This window comes from Streptomyces sp. NPDC002851 (assembly GCF_053591935.1).
Genome location: NZ_JBSFUT010000043.1, coordinates 1 through 16,418, shown reverse-complemented (window position 1 = coordinate 16,418; position 16,418 = coordinate 1). Strand labels below are relative to the sequence as shown.

Sequence of the window (16,418 nt, the reverse complement as noted above, 5' to 3'; positions counted from 1 at the left end):
GGTGGAAGTCGTGGGGGGCGGGGCTCAGTTGGCCTGCGTGCGGCGGGCGACGAGGTGCAGCCGGTCGGCGTCCGTGGCCGCACCCGGTGCGTCGCCCTCGCGCCAGGGCGGTTCGGTGCGCGGGCCCGGGCCGTCGTACAGCGCGAGCACCTCGAAACCGTGGGCGGCGAGCACATGGCGCAGCTCCTGCGGGAACAGCAGCCGCCAGGCGGAACGCTGCTCGACCGGTGCGGACCCGTCGTCGGCGGTCCACACCCTCGTACGGCGCAGGAGTTGCGCGGTGCGGTCGACGTACAGGGTGGTGGTGGAGCGGTAGGCGGTGCCCTGCCAGGTGAATCCGTTGACGCGCGGGGCGTCGAGGAGTTCGGTACGGCCCAGGAAGAAGGCGCCGTTACGCATCTCCGCGACGAGCAGCCCGCCGGGGGCGAGGCAACGCCGGACGGAGGAGAGGAATCCGTCGAGTTCGGCGTTCGTGTGGCAGTAGAGGAGCGCGCTGTCCAGGCACACCACGGCGTCGAACTCCCGCTCCGGCAGTGTGAATGCGCGGAGATCCGCGGGGACGTAGTCGGGACCCGGGTGGTGGACACGGGCGTACGTCAGCATCGCCTCGGAGAGGTCGGCGCCGGTGACGGTGCGGCCCGCTGCGTGCAGATGCGCGGCGTCCCGGCCGGTGCCGCAGCCGATGTCTAGGACCCGCACCCCGGGCCCGTACCGCCGCAGGCAGTCCTCGGCCCAGCGCCCGGCGAGCCGTTCGGGGTCGGGGAAGCGGGCCTCGTACAGCTCGGGATTGTCGGTGAGCAGGTTCTCTGTGGTCTCGGAGGTCTCGGAGGTCATCGTCATGCGTCGCTCACTCATGCGTTCGCCGGTACGGGTTCGGGCGGGGCGGGAAGGACATGGCGCCGGTGCAGCCAGGCCACTGAGCCCGCCGAGGCGAGGCCGAAGGCCAGGCAGCACACCCAGGGCAGCCAGGGCAGGCCCGCGTGCGCGCCCGCGTCCATGGCCCAGCCGACGACCGTGTTGCCGACGGCGGCGGCGATGCCCGAGACCACGTAGAACAGGCCGAAGTAGGTGCCGGTGAGCTCGGAGCGCCCGAAGCCCGGGATCAGCTCCATCACGAACGGCGAGGCCATCATCACGCCGAGGTACAGCAGCAGGGCCCCGATCAGGACGGGCACGGCACGCAGGGCCGCGTCGGTGAAACCGTCCGGTGCCGTTTCGTACCCCGCCGCGATGATCGGCGGTACGAAGGACAGTCCCATCAGGGCGAGCCCGACGCTGATCCAACGCGCCCTGCTCCCGCGCCGTTTCAGCGCACGCGTGACGCGTAGCTGAAGCCCGAGGTTGGTGAGGGTGCCGACGAGGAAGACGATCCCGGCGGCGCCGTCCCAGCCGGTGGCGCGCCGTGCGCCGTCCGGGAGCAGCAGATACAGCTGGTTCTCCATGGTGAACAGGCCGACCATGGCGAGCGCGAAGGCCAGAAAGCCCCGGTTGGCCACCACTTCGCGCCAGTCGGCGATGACGCTGTTGCCGCTGGGCTCGACCTCGCGGGCCGGGAGTACGACGGCCTGGGCAAGGGTGAGGACGGCGAAGATCCCGGCGGCGGTGAGTGCGGAGGTCTGGAAGTCGACCAGGAGCAGGGCGCTGCCGAGCAGCGGTCCGACCAGGGCTCCGGTGGTGGCGAAGACGTTGAACAGGGCGAACGCCTCCGCCTTGCGCTCCCCCGCCTCCAGGGCGAGATAGGCGCGTACGGCCGGGTTGAACAGCGCCCCGGCGAGCCCGCTGAGCACGGACGCGGCCAGGAGCACGGGCAGCCCGTCGCCGAGCGCGAACGCGCCGAAGCCGATGGTGCGCAGGGCGCATCCGGCGATGATGACGCGGCGCGCGCCGAGCCGGTCCGAGGCCGAGCCGCCGATGAGGAAGAGACCCTGCTGGCTGAGGTTGCGTACGCCGAGCACGATGCCGACGACCGCCGCCGAGAGCCCGAGATCGTCGCTGAGGTGCAGGGCGAGATAGGGGACGAGGAGGTAGAAGCCGGTGTTGACGCCGAGCTGGTTGACCAGGAGGAGCCGGATGGCGAGCGGGAAGCCGCGCATCTCGCGCCAGGTGTTCAGCACGCGTCCGCCTCCTCCGGATTGTCGCGCAGGCGGCGCGGGCGCACCCCGAGTCCGGGTTCCGGACCGGCCGTTACGGTCCCGTCGGTGCCGCCGATGCCCGTCCACGGGTCGTCGGCGAGCAGCAGATGCCCGTCGAGGTCGACCCAGCGCGCCCGGTCGACGAGGTGCACGGCGGGGGCGATGCCGAGGGTGCTCGCGGTGAGACAGCCGAGCATCAGCTCCGTGTCCGTGCCCGCGATCAGTTCGGCGATCCGCAGGGCGGCGGTGACGCCCCCGCACTTGGCGAGCTTGACGTTCACGCCGTGGACGCGTCCGGCGAGGCGTCGGGCGTCCTCGAAGTCGACGGCGTCCTCGTCCGCGATGATCGGGAGCGGCGACTTCTCGGCGAGCTCCGCGAGGGCGTCCGGTGTGCCTGGCGGCAGCGGCTGCTCCACGGCCTCGACGCCCAACTCGGCGTATTGCGGAAGGAGTTGGAGTGCCGTGTCGAAGCTCCACGCCCCGTTGGGGTCGAGCAGCAGGCGGGCGTGGGGTGCGGCGGCGCGTACGGCCCGTACGCGTGTCAGGTCGTCGGCCGGGTCCGGGGCACCGGCCTTGACCTTGAGCACGGAGAATCCGCCCCGGGCCAGCTCGGCGGCCTGGGCTCCGGCCTGCTCGGGTGGGGTGATGCCGATGGTGCGGGCGGTCGCGGCGGCGGGCTTGGCCGAGGTGGCGCCGAGGAGTTGGTGGACGGGGAGCCCCGCGCGCTTGCCCGCCAGATCGAGCAACGCCGACTCCACAGCCGCGGTCACGCTCGGTGGAACGCCCGGACGCCCGGCTTCCCGCAGGGCCTCCAGAGCGCTCTCCGGGTCGGGGAAGTCGCTCAGCCACGCCGACTCGGCGTGCAGGAGACGCTCCAGGGCCGCGGCGTCGAGGCCGTAGTACACGCTGCTGACGGCCTCGCCATGACCCGACTGCCCGTCGTGTTCGACGGTCAGCCATACGGCGTCGCGGGCGGCCATCGTGGCGCGGGATATGCGCAGGGGTTCGGTGAGTTGGAGATGTACGGTGCGCAGCCTTGCCTTCACGGGTGCTCTTCCACTGGGGTGCTGACTGGGGTGCTGAGGGGGTCGGTGACGGTGCGGCACCGGGTCCATCCGGTGGCCTCCACGGCCCGGGGGTGCGGGATCTCGACGGGGCGGGCGGCGGCGGTGGCGTGGCCGATGCCGTGGGCGGCGGCGAAGTCGTCGTCGTACACGCTGCTCAGGTAGCGGTGCGGCCCGTCGGGGAAGACCGTGGCGACCACGGCTCCCGGGTGCACGCGGGCGGCCCAGGCGGCGACGAGCGCGGCGGCCCCGGTGCTCCAGCCGCCGCTGACGAAGGCCCCGGCGGCGAGGCGACGGCATGCGTCGGCGGACTCGGCGGGGCCCACCCAGTGGACCTCGTCGAACGCGTCGTAGGCGACGTTGCGCGGATGGATGCTGCTGCCCAGGCCGCGCATCAGGCGGGGCCGCGCGGGCTGCCCGAAGATCGTCGAACCGGTGGCGTCCACGCCGATGAGCCGCAGGCCCGGCCAGTGCCGCCGCAGCGGCCCGATGATGCCCGCGCTGTGTCCGCCGGTGCCGACGCTGCACACGAGGACGTCCAAGTGGTCGAGCTGGACGGCCAGTTCGGCGGCGAGCGAGGCGTATCCGGCGGTGTTGTCGGGGTTGTTGTACTGGTCGGGCCAGTACGCGTCCGGGAGTTCCGCTAGCAGTGCGCGCAGCCGGGCCAGGCGCGCGGCCTGCCAGCCGCCCTCGGCGGCCGGGCGGTCGACGAGTTCGAGGCGGGCGCCGTGGGCGCGCAGCAACTGCCGCATGGAGGGCTCGAGTTCGGTGTCGCCGACCAGCACGATCGGGTGGCCGAGGGCCTGGCCGGCGAAGGCCAGACCGATGCCGAGCGTCCCGGAGGTCGATTCCACCACCGGGGCGCCGGGGCGCAGCTCGCCGCGCTCCCGGGCACCGAGCAGCATGGACACGGCGGCCCGCGCCTTCATGCCACCGGCGCCGAGCCCTTCGAGCTTCGCCCAGAAGCCGGGCTGCGGGCAGGGCAGATCGACGGTGACATGGGCGAGCGGGGTGCCGCCGAGCAGGCGAAGGAGCTCCCGGTTGCCTTGTCCGGGCGGGCGGAGCAGGGCCTCAGTGGCCGCGGCGGCCGTGGTTGCCGTGGTCACCGGGCGGCTCCGTTGCGGTGGGCGTTGCGGTGGCCGTAGTGGTGAATGGTCCCCGGGCCGCCGTCCAGCCAGAAGAAGGGGTACGGCTCGGCGCACACCGCGCTCACTCCGGCGCCGATGAGCGGGGGCAGCACCGCACTGCCGGTCTGCGCGAACATCACGAGCTGCTTGTCATGGCGCTGCGCGTGCTCCCGCAGCGGCTCGAAACTGCCGTTGCCGAGGGTCATCCCGGACGCGAGCACCGCGTCACAGCCCGCCGACTCGGCCAGGGCGTCCGTGCGTACGGGCTCGCCGAACTCCGTCGTGCCGCCCTTGAGGTCGCACGGGATGTAGCGCAGGCCACGCGCCCGCAGCGCCTCGAGCAGCGAGTTGACCACGCCCACGACGAGGACGGTGGCCCCGGGCTCCGCGTCGATCAGTGCCACGACGGCCCGGGCCCGCGCCCGCGACTTCTCCAGCGACGAACCGGCGGGCAGCGGGACGGGCTGCGCGCCGTTCTCGGGTCGGTGCGGCCGGACCCGCAGCAGATACGCGTCGAGAGCCGCCACCCGCACCGAAAGCCGCTCGTGGCCGAGGAGTTGGGCGATGTCCGCACCGACGCACTCCTCGACGGCCCCGTCCGGCAGCTCCCCCGGCTCGACCGCACAGGACCCCACGGCCTCACCAAGACGCAGGCTGAGCACTTCGTTGCGGTACCCACCGCTGCGCCCTTCGTGCCGTACCGCCTGCCGCGTGGTGAACGCCACCGAGATCCGCTCGGCGCGCGGATCGGGCCCGAACTCCCCGCGCAGGACGCCCTGGACGAGGTCGTCGTACGACGCGGCGGTGGTCCGTATGGCGCTGGTCCGTATGTCCGTGGGCGAGGTCATCGGGAGGCCACCACCTGGGGACGGAGCGTGGCGAGCAGCGCCTCGACGCGGGCGCGGGCGCCGGGTCCGTCCGCGTCGCCGGCCATGACATGGCCGAGGTACTCGTTGTTGCTGCCCGCGGCCTTGACCGTCTTGCCGGGCTCGGCGAGCTGAAGCTCCAACAGGCCCTCCGCTGCTCGCACTTGCTCGGCCCCGTCGATCGCTGTCAGTGTTCCGCCGCCGTCCGGCACGAGGAAACCGATGGCGGCACTGCTCAGGCCGGTGGCCCTGCGGCTCAGATCGGGTGCCTGTCCCAGCGCCACGTCCACCGCGGCGGCGGCGAGGTCGATACCGGTGACGTGGCGGACGAGCTCGGTGATGCGGTTGCCCGCGGGCCGGGGGTTGACCTCGACGACGCGTGGCCCGTCGGCGGTCAGCTTGATCTCGGTGTGGGTCACGACCTCGTCGAGGCCAAGCGCCTTGACGGCCTGCACCGCGGTGTCCACGGCGGCCTCGGTGTCCGCCGCCGGGAGCGCGGCGGGGAACATGTGGCCGGTCTCGATGAAGGCGGGCGCCCCGCCCACGCTCTTGTCGGTGACGCCGACCACGTGCGCGGCACCGGCGTACGACACGGTCTCGACGCTGACCTCCGGGCCTTCGAGAAGTTCCTCGAGGAGTACGACGGGGTCGCGGCGCTGTCCGCGGGCGTTGACCGGGAAGTCGGCGAGCGCCCGGTAGGCGGCGGCGAGCGCGGACTCGTCATCGACGCGGCGTACGAACATTCCGGCGCACAGGTCCACGGGCTTGAGCACCAGCGGATAGCCGATCGCGCGGGCCGCGTCGGCGGCCTCGGCCAGGCTCGTGCACTCCGCGAAGCGCGGCCCGGGCACCGCGGCCTCGGCGAGCACGCGCCGCGTCGCGTCCTTGCGGCAGGCGGTCTCGACGGCTTCGGCCGTGGGTCCGGGCAGCCCGAGGCGGTCGGCTATCCGTGCGGCCGTGGGCAGGTAGTAGTCGCAGGAGGTGATCACGCCGTCGAAGCGGAGCGCCTCGTGGGCCCGCTCGACGAAGGGCAGCAGCGCCTCGGTGTCGTTGGTCTCGGTGGTGAGCACATGGCGGGCCCCGAGCAGCGGGTGCGCGGCGCCCTCCGGAGCGGAGCGCAGGTAGTGGTGCAGGTCACGCGTGAGGAACGTGAACGCGTGACCTGCCTCGCGGATGGCCCGTGGCAGCAGCCTGCTCATCGATCCGACCCAGCTCTCGACCATCAGCAGATGTGCCACAACGTCCCCTTTTCACAACGTGGTTGAGCGGTCCCGGTCCGCCGACGGCTGCTCGTGGCAGACCGGTCGGCTTGACCGAGAGGGACCTTATCGATAATCGTTTTCATTGTCATCTGGTGCGGCTCGGCGCGCCCGCCGCGCCAGAACGCCACCTCTTGGAAACGCGAGTCCCGTGCCTCCTGCCATACGCCCCAGCCGCTCCCGCCTTGCTCTGTACCGCTCCCGCCGTGCGCTGTGCGCGCTCACCGCCACAGTCGCCGCCCTCGCCACGCCGACCGCGGCCGCTCCCGCGCAGGCCGACTCGCACGCCGCGGCCCCGCTCCGCTTCGGCGCCTGCCCGGAGTCGGTGCCCGCGCCGCCCGCACCCGACCGCGTCGAATGCGGCACGCTCGAGGTGCCGCTCGACTGGGACCGGCCGGGCGGCACACACCTCCGCATCGCGGTCTCGCGGGTACCCGCCTCCGGCACGCCCGAGGAGCGGCGCGGCATTCTGCTCGTCAACCCCGGTGGTCCTGGCGGCTCCGGGCTCCCGTACGCCGTCACCAAGCGGGCGAAGCTGCCCGAGAGCGTGCGCCGCGCGTACGACGTCATCGGCTTCGACCCGCGCGGCACCGGGCACAGCGCCCCCGCCGACTGCGGCCCGATGGGTGGGCTCTTCGACAGCCCGGGCGCCGACCCCGTGCCGGTCGGCGCGGCGGCGGAACAGGCGTATCTCGACGCCCTCGACCGGCTGGCGGACGACTGCGCCACCGGCGTCGGGGACGCCCTGCCGCACCTGTCGACCACCGCGACCGCCCGCGACATGGACGCCATCCGCGCAGCGCTCGGCGAGCCGCGCACCGGCTTCCTCGGCGTCTCCTACGGCAGCTACCTCGGCGCCGCGTATGCCGCCCGATTCCCGCACCGCGTCGGCCGTATGGTGCTCGACAGCGTGGTCGGCCCGTGGGACTGGTACGACTTCGACGTACGGCAGAGCCGTGAACTCCTGCGCCAGCGCGCGGTGTTCTTCGCCTGGGCCGCCCGGCACGAGGGCCGCTTCGGGCTCGGGGGCGACGCGGCCGCCGTACGGACGGCCTACGAGCGGACCCGGCGCGGGCTCGCCGCCCGGCCCCAGGACGGCTTCGGCGCCGCCGAGTTCGACCGCGCCGTGTACCGGGCGCTCGGCCGCACCGAGCGCTGGGCGCCGCTCGCGGACGGCATCCGCGCGTACCTGCGGGACGGCGACGCCGCCGGGCTGCGCCCCGCGGAACCCTTCGGCAACCCCGACTCACGTACCTACGAATCCGCCAACCGCACCGTGAAGTGCGCGGACGGCCCCGGCCCCACGCCGTCCCGCGTCCTTGCCGACCTGCGGCGCATCCGCCGTGAGGACCCGCAGCCGGTCCTGACCGGCATGGAAGCCTCCGCCTGCGCCTACTGGCACCACCGGCCGCACCAGCGCACCCGGCTCGGCAGCCCCGCGGCGCCGCCCGTACTCCTGGTCGCCTCGGAACACGACCCCGTCACGCCGATCGAGGGCGCGCGCCACCTGGCGCACCGGCTGCCGGGCTCCCGCCTGATCACCCTGCACGACGACTACTCGCACGGCGTGTTCGCCAGCCGTGGCAACGCATGCGTGGACCGGACGACGGCCGCGTACCTGATCGACGGGACGGTGCCGGAGGCGGATGTGCACTGCGCCGGGCCGGGGCTGCCCACTCCCTGACGCCGCACTCCAGTTAGCCATCCACCAGGAGACCCGATGGACCGCCCGTACACGATCCCCCCCCGCCACCCCGGCCGACCTCCCGGGCGCGCGCCGACTGATGCTCGACACCTTCTACCAGGACTTCGGATACGGCTACGTGCCCGCCTGGCACCACGACGTCATCGCGCTCGAGGACACCTACCTCCACGACCCCCGCCACCTGCTCCTGGTCGCCCTGCACGACGACGAAGTGGTGGCCACGACGGGCGTACGGTCGGCCGGTCCCGCCCATCCCCCGCATCCCCGTTGGCTCGCCGAGCGCTATCCCTCGGGCAGCACCGCACAGATCGTCCGGGTGTACGTGCGACCGGAGCACCGGAGGGGCGGACTCGCGCGGACGCTGGTGGGACAGGCGTGCGACTTCGCCGCGGAGACGCCCGGCTACGACAGCATCTACCTGCACACCAACGTCAACGCACCGGGTGCCGAAGGCTTCTGGCGCAGCCTGGCCAAGGAGGTCTTCGACGCCCGCACCACGGGAGAGCACGGGCCCGGGGTGGGCACGGTGCACTTCGAGATCCCCATGCCGTAGGCGACACGTCGGACCCTTCGGCACCAAGGCCCTGTCTCCCCCGAGACAGGGCCTTTGACGTGGCCTAGATGGCCCCGCGAATGGCCCGCTCGAAACCCTCGACATGGCTCCGCGCCATCTGCGCCGCCTTGTCCGCGTCACCGGCGACGATCGCCTCGAGCAGCGGCCCGTGCTCCACGACGTGCCCGGCCATGTCGGAGAGGCGGTCGATGAACAGGCACCAGATGCGGGTCGCCAGGTTGTCATGGCGCACGAGGGTGTCCTCGAGGTACGGGTTGTGCGTGGCGGCGTAGATGGCGCGGTGGACCTCGAGGTCCAGGCGCATCAGCTCGGCGGCCTCGTGCTGACCGGAGTCCATACGCTCCAGCTCCCGTAGCAGGGCGGTCAGGGCCGCGCGGTCCGCGGCGGTGGCGCGCCGTGCGGCCTGGGCCGCGGCCAGCGGTTCCAGCTCCTGGCGGACCTCGGAGATATGGGCCAGGTCCGTGATGTTGACCTCGGTGGCGAAGGTGCCGCGCCGCGGGTAGGTCGTGATCAGACGCTCGTACTGGAGCCGCTTGAGGGCCTCCCGGACGGGGGTCCGGCCGACGCCGAGCGACTGGGCCAGCTGATCCTCGTTGATGGGTGCGCCCGGGCGGATTTCGAGCATGACGAGCCGGTCGCGGATCGCGCGATAGGCGCGCTCGGCGAGTGACAGCTCCTCGCCCTTGGGCTCGGTCGCCACGTGCTGCATGAAGTCCCCTTGACCCCTTGACCTGTCCGGCGAAGCTCCCATACTTTAGCGCAGCAGCTGATATATCAGTTGGTCATTAGTTGGCTCTCAGGATGGTGCGCAGATGGCAACGGACCCGTCGATCACCACGGTCACCCCTCCCTTGTCCCTCCTCAATCTCCCGCTCAGCACGCTTGACCCGGATGTCGCCGCCGCTGTTGACGCCGAGCTGCACCGCCAGCAGTCCACGCTCGAAATGATCGCCTCGGAGAACTTCGCTCCGGCCGCGGTCATGGAGGCCCAGGGGTCGGTCCTCACCAACAAGTACGCCGAGGGCTACCCCGGCCGCCGCTACTACGGCGGCTGTGAACACGTCGATGTCATCGAGCAGCTCGCCATCGACCGGATCAAGGAACTGTTCGGCGCCGAGGCCGCGAACGTACAGCCGCACTCCGGCGCGCAGGCCAACGCGGCCGCGATGTTCGCGCTGCTCAAGCCCGGTGACACGATCCTCGGGCTCGATCTGGCGCACGGCGGTCACCTGACCCACGGCATGCGCATCAATTACTCCGGCAAGCTCTACAACGTCGTGCCGTACCACGTGCGCGAGTCGGACATGCGCATCGACATGGACGAGGTCGAGCAGCTCGCGCTCGCCCATCGGCCCAAGATGATCGTCGCCGGTTGGTCGGCGTACCCGCAGCGCCTGGACTTCGCCGCGTTCCGGCGGATCGCCGACGCGGTGGGCGCGTATCTGATGGTGGACATGGCCCACTTCGCCGGGCTTGTGGCCGCGGGCCTGCACCCGAGCCCGGTGCCGTACGCCGATGTCGTGACCACCACGACGCACAAGACCCTCGGCGGGCCGCGCGGCGGGGTGATCCTCAGCCGCGCCGAGCTCGCCAAGAAGATCAACTCCGCGGTCTTCCCCGGCCAGCAGGGCGGCCCCCTGGAGCATGTGATCGCCGCGAAGGCCGTCGCCTTCAAGGTGGCCGCGGGCGAGGAGTTCCAGGAGCGGCAGCAGCGCACCCTGGCCGGGGCCCGCATCCTCGCCGGGCGGCTGCTCGCCGACGATGTGGCGGAGGCCGGGATCACGGTGCTCACCGGCGGTACCGAGGTCCATCTGGTCCTCGTCGACCTGCGGAACTCCGCGCTCGACGGGCAGCAGGCCGAGGACCGCCTGCACCGCATCGGCATCACCGTCAACCGCAACGCGGTGCCGTTCGACCCGCGCCCGCCGATGGTCTCCTCAGGCCTGCGGATCGGCACCCCGGCCCTGGCCACCCGGGGCTTCGGCGACCCGGAGTTCCGCGAGGTCGCCGACATCATCGCCCAGGCCCTGAAGGCCGAGCAGCTCGACGACGTGAGCGCGGGCCTGCTGCGCGACCGGGTCGAGAAGCTCGCCGGCGCCTTCCCCCTCTACCCCCACCTGTCCGATCTGACCGACCTGCCCCACCTGAACGGAGACGCGGCATGACCACCAAGCCGCTGCCGGAGCATCCGGACTTCCTCTGGCGCAATCCCGAGCCGCGCTCCTCGTACGACGTCATCATCGTCGGCGCGGGCGGCCACGGCCTGGCCACCGCCTACTACCTCGCCAAGGAGCACGGCATCACAAATGTCGCGGTCCTGGAGAAGGGCTGGCTGGCCGGCGGCAACATGGCGCGCAACACCACGATCATCCGCTCCAACTACCTGTGGGACGAGAGCGCCGCGATGTACGAGCAGGCGCTCAAGCTGTGGGAGCGGCTGCCGGAAGAGCTGGACTACGACTTCCTGTTCAGCCAGCGCGGCGTCCTCAACCTCGCACACACCCTCCAGGACGTCCGCGAAAGCGTCCGCCGGGTCAACGCCAACCGCCTCAACGGCGTCGACGCCGAATGGCTCGAGCCGGACGAGGTCGCCAAGGTCTGCCCCATCCTCAACGTCTCGACAAACACGCGGTATCCGGTCCTCGGCGCCACGTACCAGCCGCGCGCCGGTATCGCCAAGCACGACCATGTCGCCTGGGCGCTCGCCCGCCGGGCCGACGAGATGGGCGTGGATCTGATCCAGGGCTGCGAGGTCACCGGTTTCCTCAAGGACGGCAACCGGGTCGTGGGCGTCGAGACCAACCGCGGCCGCATCCACGCCGGTCGGGTCGGTCTCGCGGCCGCCGGGCACAGCAGCGTGCTTGCCGAGCGGGCGGGCGTACGGCTGCCGGTGCAGTCGCATCCGCTCCAGGCCCTGGTCTCCGAGCTGCACGAGCCGGTGCACCCCACCGTGGTGATGTCGAACCACGTGCACGTCTACGTCTCCCAGGCGCACAAGGGCGAGCTGGTGATGGGCGCGGGCGTCGACGCGTACAACGGGTACGGGCAGCGCGGCTCCTTCCATGTGATCGAGCATCAGATGGCCGCCGCCGTCGAGCTGTTCCCCATCTTCGCCCGCGCGCATGTGCTGCGGACCTGGGGCGGCATCGTCGACACCACCGCGGACGCCTCGCCCATCATCAGCACCACGCCGGTCGAGAACCTCTACGTCAACTGCGGCTGGGGCACCGGCGGTTTCAAGGCCACCCCGGCCGCCGGACTGACCTTCGCGCACACCATCGCGACCGGCGAGCCGCACCCCCTGAACGCCCCCTTCGCCCTCGAACGCTTCACGACGGGCGCACTGATCGACGAACACGGCGCCGCGGCCGTGGCCCACTAAGCGACCCCGAGGAAGTGCAGGCACGCCCCCACGCCGCCCAGCACGCACTCTCGCCGCACCGGCCGAAGGCCCTAGTAGCTCCGCTACGAGGACCTTCACCCGGCACACCGAGAGCACGCACCGAACGACGCGGGAACACACCCGCACTTCCCCGGCGCCGCTAGCCCCCCAGGCCCCGCTGAAAGAAGGACACCGTGCTGCTGATCACCTGCCCATGGTGCGGTCCGCGTGACGAGACCGAGTACCACTACGGGGGACAGGCCCACGTCCCCTACCCCGAGAACCCCGCGGACCTCGACGACCGGCAGTGGGCCGAGTACGTCTTCTACCGCGACAACCCCAAGGGCCCCTTCGCGGAGCGGTGGATGCACGCCACCGGCTGCCGCCGCTGGTTCAACGTCCTGCGCGACACCGCCAGTTACGAGGTGCTCGCCGTCTACCGGCTCGACGAGCCCCGCCCCGCACCCACCGAACCGGCCGGAGAGACCCGATGACCGACAAGCCCGACCAGACCCACCGGCTACCGCACGCGAGCCGCGTCGACCGCAGCACCACCCTGCGCTTCACCGTCGACGGCCGGGAGCTGACCGGACACCCCGGAGACACCGTCGCCTCGGCGCTCCTCGCCAACGGGATCGCCGAGACCGCCCCCTCGATCTACCGCGGCCGCCCGCGCGGCATCGTCGCCGCGGGCGTCGAGGAGCCCAACGCCCTGCTCCAGATCGACGGCCCCTGCTCGGAGGGCATGCTCCCGGCCACGACGGTCGAGCTGCACGACGGCCTGTCCGCCATCACGCTGTCCTCGATGGGCCGCCTCGACCCGACCCCCGACCCCGCCGTCTACGACAAGAAGTACGTCCACACGGACGTCCTGGTCATCGGCGCCGGACCGGCCGGTCTCGCGGCCGCCGCCGCTGCCGCCGACTCCGGCGCCCGCGTGCTCCTCCTCGACGACAAGCCCGAGCCCGGCGGTTCGCTGCTCTCCGGGCGCACCGAGACGGTCGGCGCACAGCCCGCCCTCGACTGGGTCGCCGAGGTGCGGGCGGCTTTGGACGCCTCCCCCGAGGTCACCGTCCTGCAGCGCACGACCGCCTTCGGCTCGTACGACGACAACTATGTGCTCGCGCTCCAGCGGCGCACCGACCACCTCGGGGCCGAAGCCCCGGAAGCGTCGAGCGGCGTCTCGCGCCAGCGGCTGTGGCACATCCGGGCCCGCCAGGTGGTGCTGGCGACCGGTGCGCACGAGCGTCCCCTTGTCTTCGCGGGCAACGACCGGCCCGGGGTGATGCTCGCCGCGGCGGTGCGCTCGTACCTCAACCGGTATGCCGTGGCGCCGGGTTCGCGGGCCGTGGTGAGCACGACCAACGACAGTGCGTACGACACGGTCGCGGATCTGCACGCCGCCGGGATCGACATCGCCGCCGTCGTGGACGCGCGTGCCGAGCTGTCCCACCGGGCCGCCGAGGTCGCCGTGGCGACCGGGGTGCGGGTTCTGACGGGCAGTGCGGTGGTCGACACCGCGGGCGAGGGCCGACTCACCGGCGTCACCGTTCAGGGCCTCGACGAGAGCGGTCACCTCACCGGTGTGCCCCAGTCGTTCGACTGCGATCTGCTCGCCGTGTCGGGCGGGTGGAGCCCGGTGGTGCATCTGCACAGCCAGCGGCAGGGGAAGCTGCGCTGGGACGGGGACCTGGTCGCCTTCGTGCCCGAGGGCGCCGTGCGGGACCAGCAGGTCGTGGGTGCGGCCCGTGGGACGTACGACCTGGAGGGCTGTCTGGCCGAGGGGGCGCGGGCCGGTGCGCTTGCCGCGTCGGAGGCCGGGTTCCTGGTTCCGGTGCCCGCACCCGGCGAGGCCCGTGGCTCGGGTCCGGTGCGCGCGCTGTGGCTGGTGCCCGCGACCGACGGTGAACCCGGCGGCTGGGACTCGCACTTCGTGGACCTGCAACGGGATGTCACGGTCGCCGATGTCTGGCGGTCCACCGGTGCCGGGATGCGCGGGGTCGAGCACGTCAAGCGCTACACCTCGCTCGGCACGGCCAACGACCAGGGCAAGACGTCCGGCGTCAACGCGATCGGGGTCATCGCCGAGGCTCTCGGCTCGGACGCGTCCCCCGGAGAGATCGGCACCACCGCCTACCGGGCGCCGTACACGCCGGTGGCCTTCGCCACGCTGGCCGGGCGGGAGCGCGGCGAGCTGTTCGATCCGGAGCGTACGACCTCCATCCACAGCTGGCATGTCGCCCAGGGCGCGGAGTTCGAGGACGTCGGGCAGTGGAAGCGGCCCTGGTACTACCCGCGGCCCGGTGAGGACATGGACGCGGCCGTGGCCCGCGAGTGCCGCGCGGCCCGAGAGGGCGTGGCGTTCATGGACGCCTCCACCCTCGGCAAGATCGAGATCTGGGGCGCGGACGCGGGCGAATTCCTCAACCGCATCTACACCAACGCGTTCAAGAAGCTGAAGCCCGGCATGGCCCGCTACGGCGTCATGTGCAAGCCGGACGGCATGATCTTCGACGACGGTGTGACGCTGCGCCTCGCCGAGGACCGCTACTTCATGACCACCACGACCGGCGGCGCCGCCGGGGTCCTGGACTGGCTGGAGGAGTGGCTGCAGACCGAGTGGCCCGAGCTCGACGTCCACTGCACCTCGGTGACCGAGCAGTGGTCGACGATCGCCGTCGTCGGCCCCCGTTCCCGGGAGGTCGTCGCCCAACTCGCGCCCGATCTCGACCTGTCGAACGAGGCTTTCCCGTTCATGGCCTTCCGCGAGACCACCCTGGCCTCCGGTATTCCGGCCCGTATCTGCCGGATCTCGTTCTCCGGCGAACTCGCCTTCGAGATCAACGTCTCCGCGTGGTACGGCCTTTCGGTCTGGGAAGAGGTCGACGCGATCGGGCGGCCGTACGACATCACGCCGTACGGCACCGAGACCATGCACGTGCTGCGGGCCGAGAAGGGCTTCATCATCGTCGGCCAGGACACCGACGGCACCGTCACGCCGCAGGACGCGGGCATGTCCTGGGTGGTGTCGAAGCAGAAGGACTTCGTCGGAAAGCGGTCGTACGCCCGTGCCGACACGACCCGCGCCGACCGCAAGCACCTGGTCGGCCTGCTGCCGGACGATCGCACGACCCGGCTCCCCGAGGGCACCCAACTCGTCGCGCCGGACGTGCCCCTCACGCCCGAGGACGGTCCCGTACCGATGCTCGGCCATGTCACCTCCAGCTACCACAGCCCGGCCCTTGGCCGCCCGTTCGCCCTCGCCCTGGTGACGGCGGGCCGGGACCGGGTCGGGGACACGCTCCTCGCCCCCGTCGGCGACGACCTCGTACCCGTCCGGGTCACCGAACCCGTCCTCTACGACCCCGAAGGGACCAAGCGCGATGGCTGAGCCGACGATCGACACAGGCGCGGGCCCGGTGGCGCTGCGCCGAAGCCCCCTGGCCCATCTGGAGGAGCGGATGCGTGCCGCCGCCGTCACCGGCGCCCGCGGCGTCGCGCTGACCGAGTGGCCGTTCGTCACCATGGTCGACGTGCGGGTCGACCCAGCCTCCGAAGCGGCCGACCGGATCGAGAAGACCCTGGGTGCCCCGCTTCCGCGGGAGTGCGGCGACACCACGACATCCGGCGCTCATACGGTGCTCTGGCTCGGGCCCGACGAATGGCTGGTGCTGTCCCCGGCTGAAGAGACCGCCGTGGCCGCCGAGTTGACGGCGGCGCTCGGCGGGGACCCGGGCTCGGTCGTGGACGTCTCGGCGAACCGCACCACCCTGGAGCTGACCGGCCCGGCCGCCCGGGAGGTCCTGGAGAAGGGCTGCCCGCTCGACCTGCATCCGCGGGCGTTCGGTCCCGGGCGGGCGGTGTCGACCACGGTGGGACCGGTTGCGGTGGTGCTCTGGCAGGTCGATGACGGGCCGACGTACCGGCTGTTCCCGCGGTCCTCGTTCGCGGACTATCTGGCGCGCTGGCTCATCGACGCGATGAGCGAGTACCGCGCGCCGGAGGTGCCGTGATGGCCGAGCACGTACTCACCCTCGACTGTCCCGAGGCGCCCGGCATCGTCCACGCCGTCTCGCGGTTCCTGCTCGACCACGGCAGCGACATCGTCGACAACCAGCAGTTCGGCGACCGGCGCAGCGGCCACTTCTTCATGCGGGTGCGCTTCGCCGCCCCCGACGGCGAGGAGACCACGGAGCGGCTGCGCCGGGACTTCGAGCCCAACTCACCCCAGCAGACCTCACCCGCATGCGCCGCCAAGGCTTCGGCGCACTCACCCAAACCCAAGCCCTCACCACACTCGACACCGCAC

General features: G+C 72.1%; 15 protein-coding genes. 8 read left to right on the top strand and 7 right to left on the bottom strand.

The genetic code is table 11. From position 1 onward, the window contains the following. Positions 1-24: 24 nt before the first annotated feature. The 6 genes from ACWD10_RS32720 to ACWD10_RS32695 are packed head-to-tail and all read right to left on the bottom strand — an operon-like array spanning position 25 to position 6,427. A complete protein-coding gene (locus ACWD10_RS32720) occupies positions 25-855 on the bottom strand; it encodes a class I SAM-dependent DNA methyltransferase (protein WP_451097294.1) in 831 nt (276 codons plus the stop codon). Beyond that, positions 852-2,111, bottom strand: a complete 1,260-nt coding sequence (locus ACWD10_RS32715; protein ID WP_451097337.1) for an MFS transporter — start codon at positions 2,109-2,111, stop codon at positions 852-854. The genes ACWD10_RS32720 and ACWD10_RS32715 overlap by 4 nt, the downstream gene beginning before the upstream one ends. Continuing rightward, positions 2,108-3,178, bottom strand: a complete 1,071-nt coding sequence (locus tag ACWD10_RS32710) for a mandelate racemase/muconate lactonizing enzyme family protein (RefSeq protein ID WP_451097293.1) — start codon at positions 3,176-3,178, stop codon at positions 2,108-2,110. Before ACWD10_RS32710 ends, ACWD10_RS32715 begins: the two co-directional genes overlap by 4 nt. Continuing rightward, positions 3,175-4,263 (bottom strand): PLP-dependent cysteine synthase family protein, encoded by a 1,089-nt coding sequence (locus ACWD10_RS32705; protein ID WP_451097336.1) that lies wholly within the window; start codon positions 4,261-4,263, stop codon positions 3,175-3,177. The genes ACWD10_RS32710 and ACWD10_RS32705 overlap by 4 nt, the downstream gene beginning before the upstream one ends. Before the next feature lie 35 nt (positions 4,264-4,298). Continuing rightward, positions 4,299-5,171 (bottom strand): Rossmann-like domain-containing protein, encoded by an 873-nt coding sequence (locus ACWD10_RS32700; protein WP_451097292.1) that lies wholly within the window; start codon positions 5,169-5,171, stop codon positions 4,299-4,301. Further along, positions 5,168-6,427 carry an ATP-grasp domain-containing protein gene (locus ACWD10_RS32695; RefSeq protein WP_451097291.1) on the bottom strand — a complete coding sequence of 420 codons (1,260 nt, stop codon included), beginning with the start codon at positions 6,425-6,427 and terminating at the stop codon, positions 5,168-5,170. The genes ACWD10_RS32700 and ACWD10_RS32695 overlap by 4 nt, the downstream gene beginning before the upstream one ends. Before the next feature lie 172 nt (positions 6,428-6,599). Between ACWD10_RS32695 and ACWD10_RS32690 the strand changes: the two genes are divergently transcribed. Together ACWD10_RS32690 and ACWD10_RS32685 are read left to right on the top strand one after the other, a co-directional pair. After that, a complete protein-coding gene (locus ACWD10_RS32690) occupies positions 6,600-8,132 on the top strand; it encodes an alpha/beta fold hydrolase (protein WP_451097290.1) in 1,533 nt (510 codons plus the stop codon). Positions 8,133-8,232: 100 nt separating this feature from the next. After that, on the top strand, positions 8,233-8,706 hold the full coding sequence (locus ACWD10_RS32685; RefSeq protein WP_451097289.1) for a GNAT family N-acetyltransferase: 474 nt from the start codon (positions 8,233-8,235) through the stop codon (positions 8,704-8,706). A gap of 64 nt (positions 8,707-8,770) precedes the next feature. Here ACWD10_RS32685 and ACWD10_RS32680 read toward each other — a convergent pair whose 3' ends face one another. Beyond that, on the bottom strand, positions 8,771-9,436 hold the full coding sequence (locus tag ACWD10_RS32680; protein WP_451097288.1) for a GntR family transcriptional regulator: 666 nt from the start codon (positions 9,434-9,436) through the stop codon (positions 8,771-8,773). 142 nt (positions 9,437-9,578) lie between these two features. Here ACWD10_RS32680 and glyA point away from each other — a divergent pair, with 142 nt between their 5' ends. The 6 genes from glyA to ACWD10_RS32650 form a co-directional block, all read left to right on the top strand. Next, complete coding sequence (gene glyA, locus ACWD10_RS32675; RefSeq protein WP_451097335.1) at positions 9,579-10,892, top strand: serine hydroxymethyltransferase; 1,314 nt, start codon at positions 9,579-9,581, stop codon at positions 10,890-10,892. After that, positions 10,889-12,109 (top strand): sarcosine oxidase subunit beta family protein, encoded by a 1,221-nt coding sequence (locus ACWD10_RS32670; protein ID WP_451097287.1) that lies wholly within the window; start codon positions 10,889-10,891, stop codon positions 12,107-12,109. The genes glyA and ACWD10_RS32670 overlap by 4 nt, the downstream gene beginning before the upstream one ends. A gap of 194 nt (positions 12,110-12,303) precedes the next feature. Next, positions 12,304-12,603 carry a sarcosine oxidase subunit delta gene (locus ACWD10_RS32665; RefSeq protein ID WP_451097286.1) on the top strand — a complete coding sequence of 100 codons (300 nt, stop codon included), beginning with the start codon at positions 12,304-12,306 and terminating at the stop codon, positions 12,601-12,603. Further along, a complete protein-coding gene (locus ACWD10_RS32660) occupies positions 12,600-15,500 on the top strand; it encodes a sarcosine oxidase subunit alpha family protein (RefSeq protein WP_451097285.1) in 2,901 nt (966 codons plus the stop codon). The genes ACWD10_RS32665 and ACWD10_RS32660 overlap by 4 nt, the downstream gene beginning before the upstream one ends. Further along, positions 15,493-16,122 (top strand): sarcosine oxidase subunit gamma, encoded by a 630-nt coding sequence (locus ACWD10_RS32655; RefSeq protein ID WP_451097284.1) that lies wholly within the window; start codon positions 15,493-15,495, stop codon positions 16,120-16,122. The genes ACWD10_RS32660 and ACWD10_RS32655 overlap by 8 nt, the downstream gene beginning before the upstream one ends. Next, on the top strand, positions 16,122-16,418 hold a 297-nt coding region (locus ACWD10_RS32650), incomplete at its 3' end, for an ACT domain-containing protein (RefSeq protein ID WP_451097283.1). The genes ACWD10_RS32655 and ACWD10_RS32650, both read left to right, overlap by 1 nt.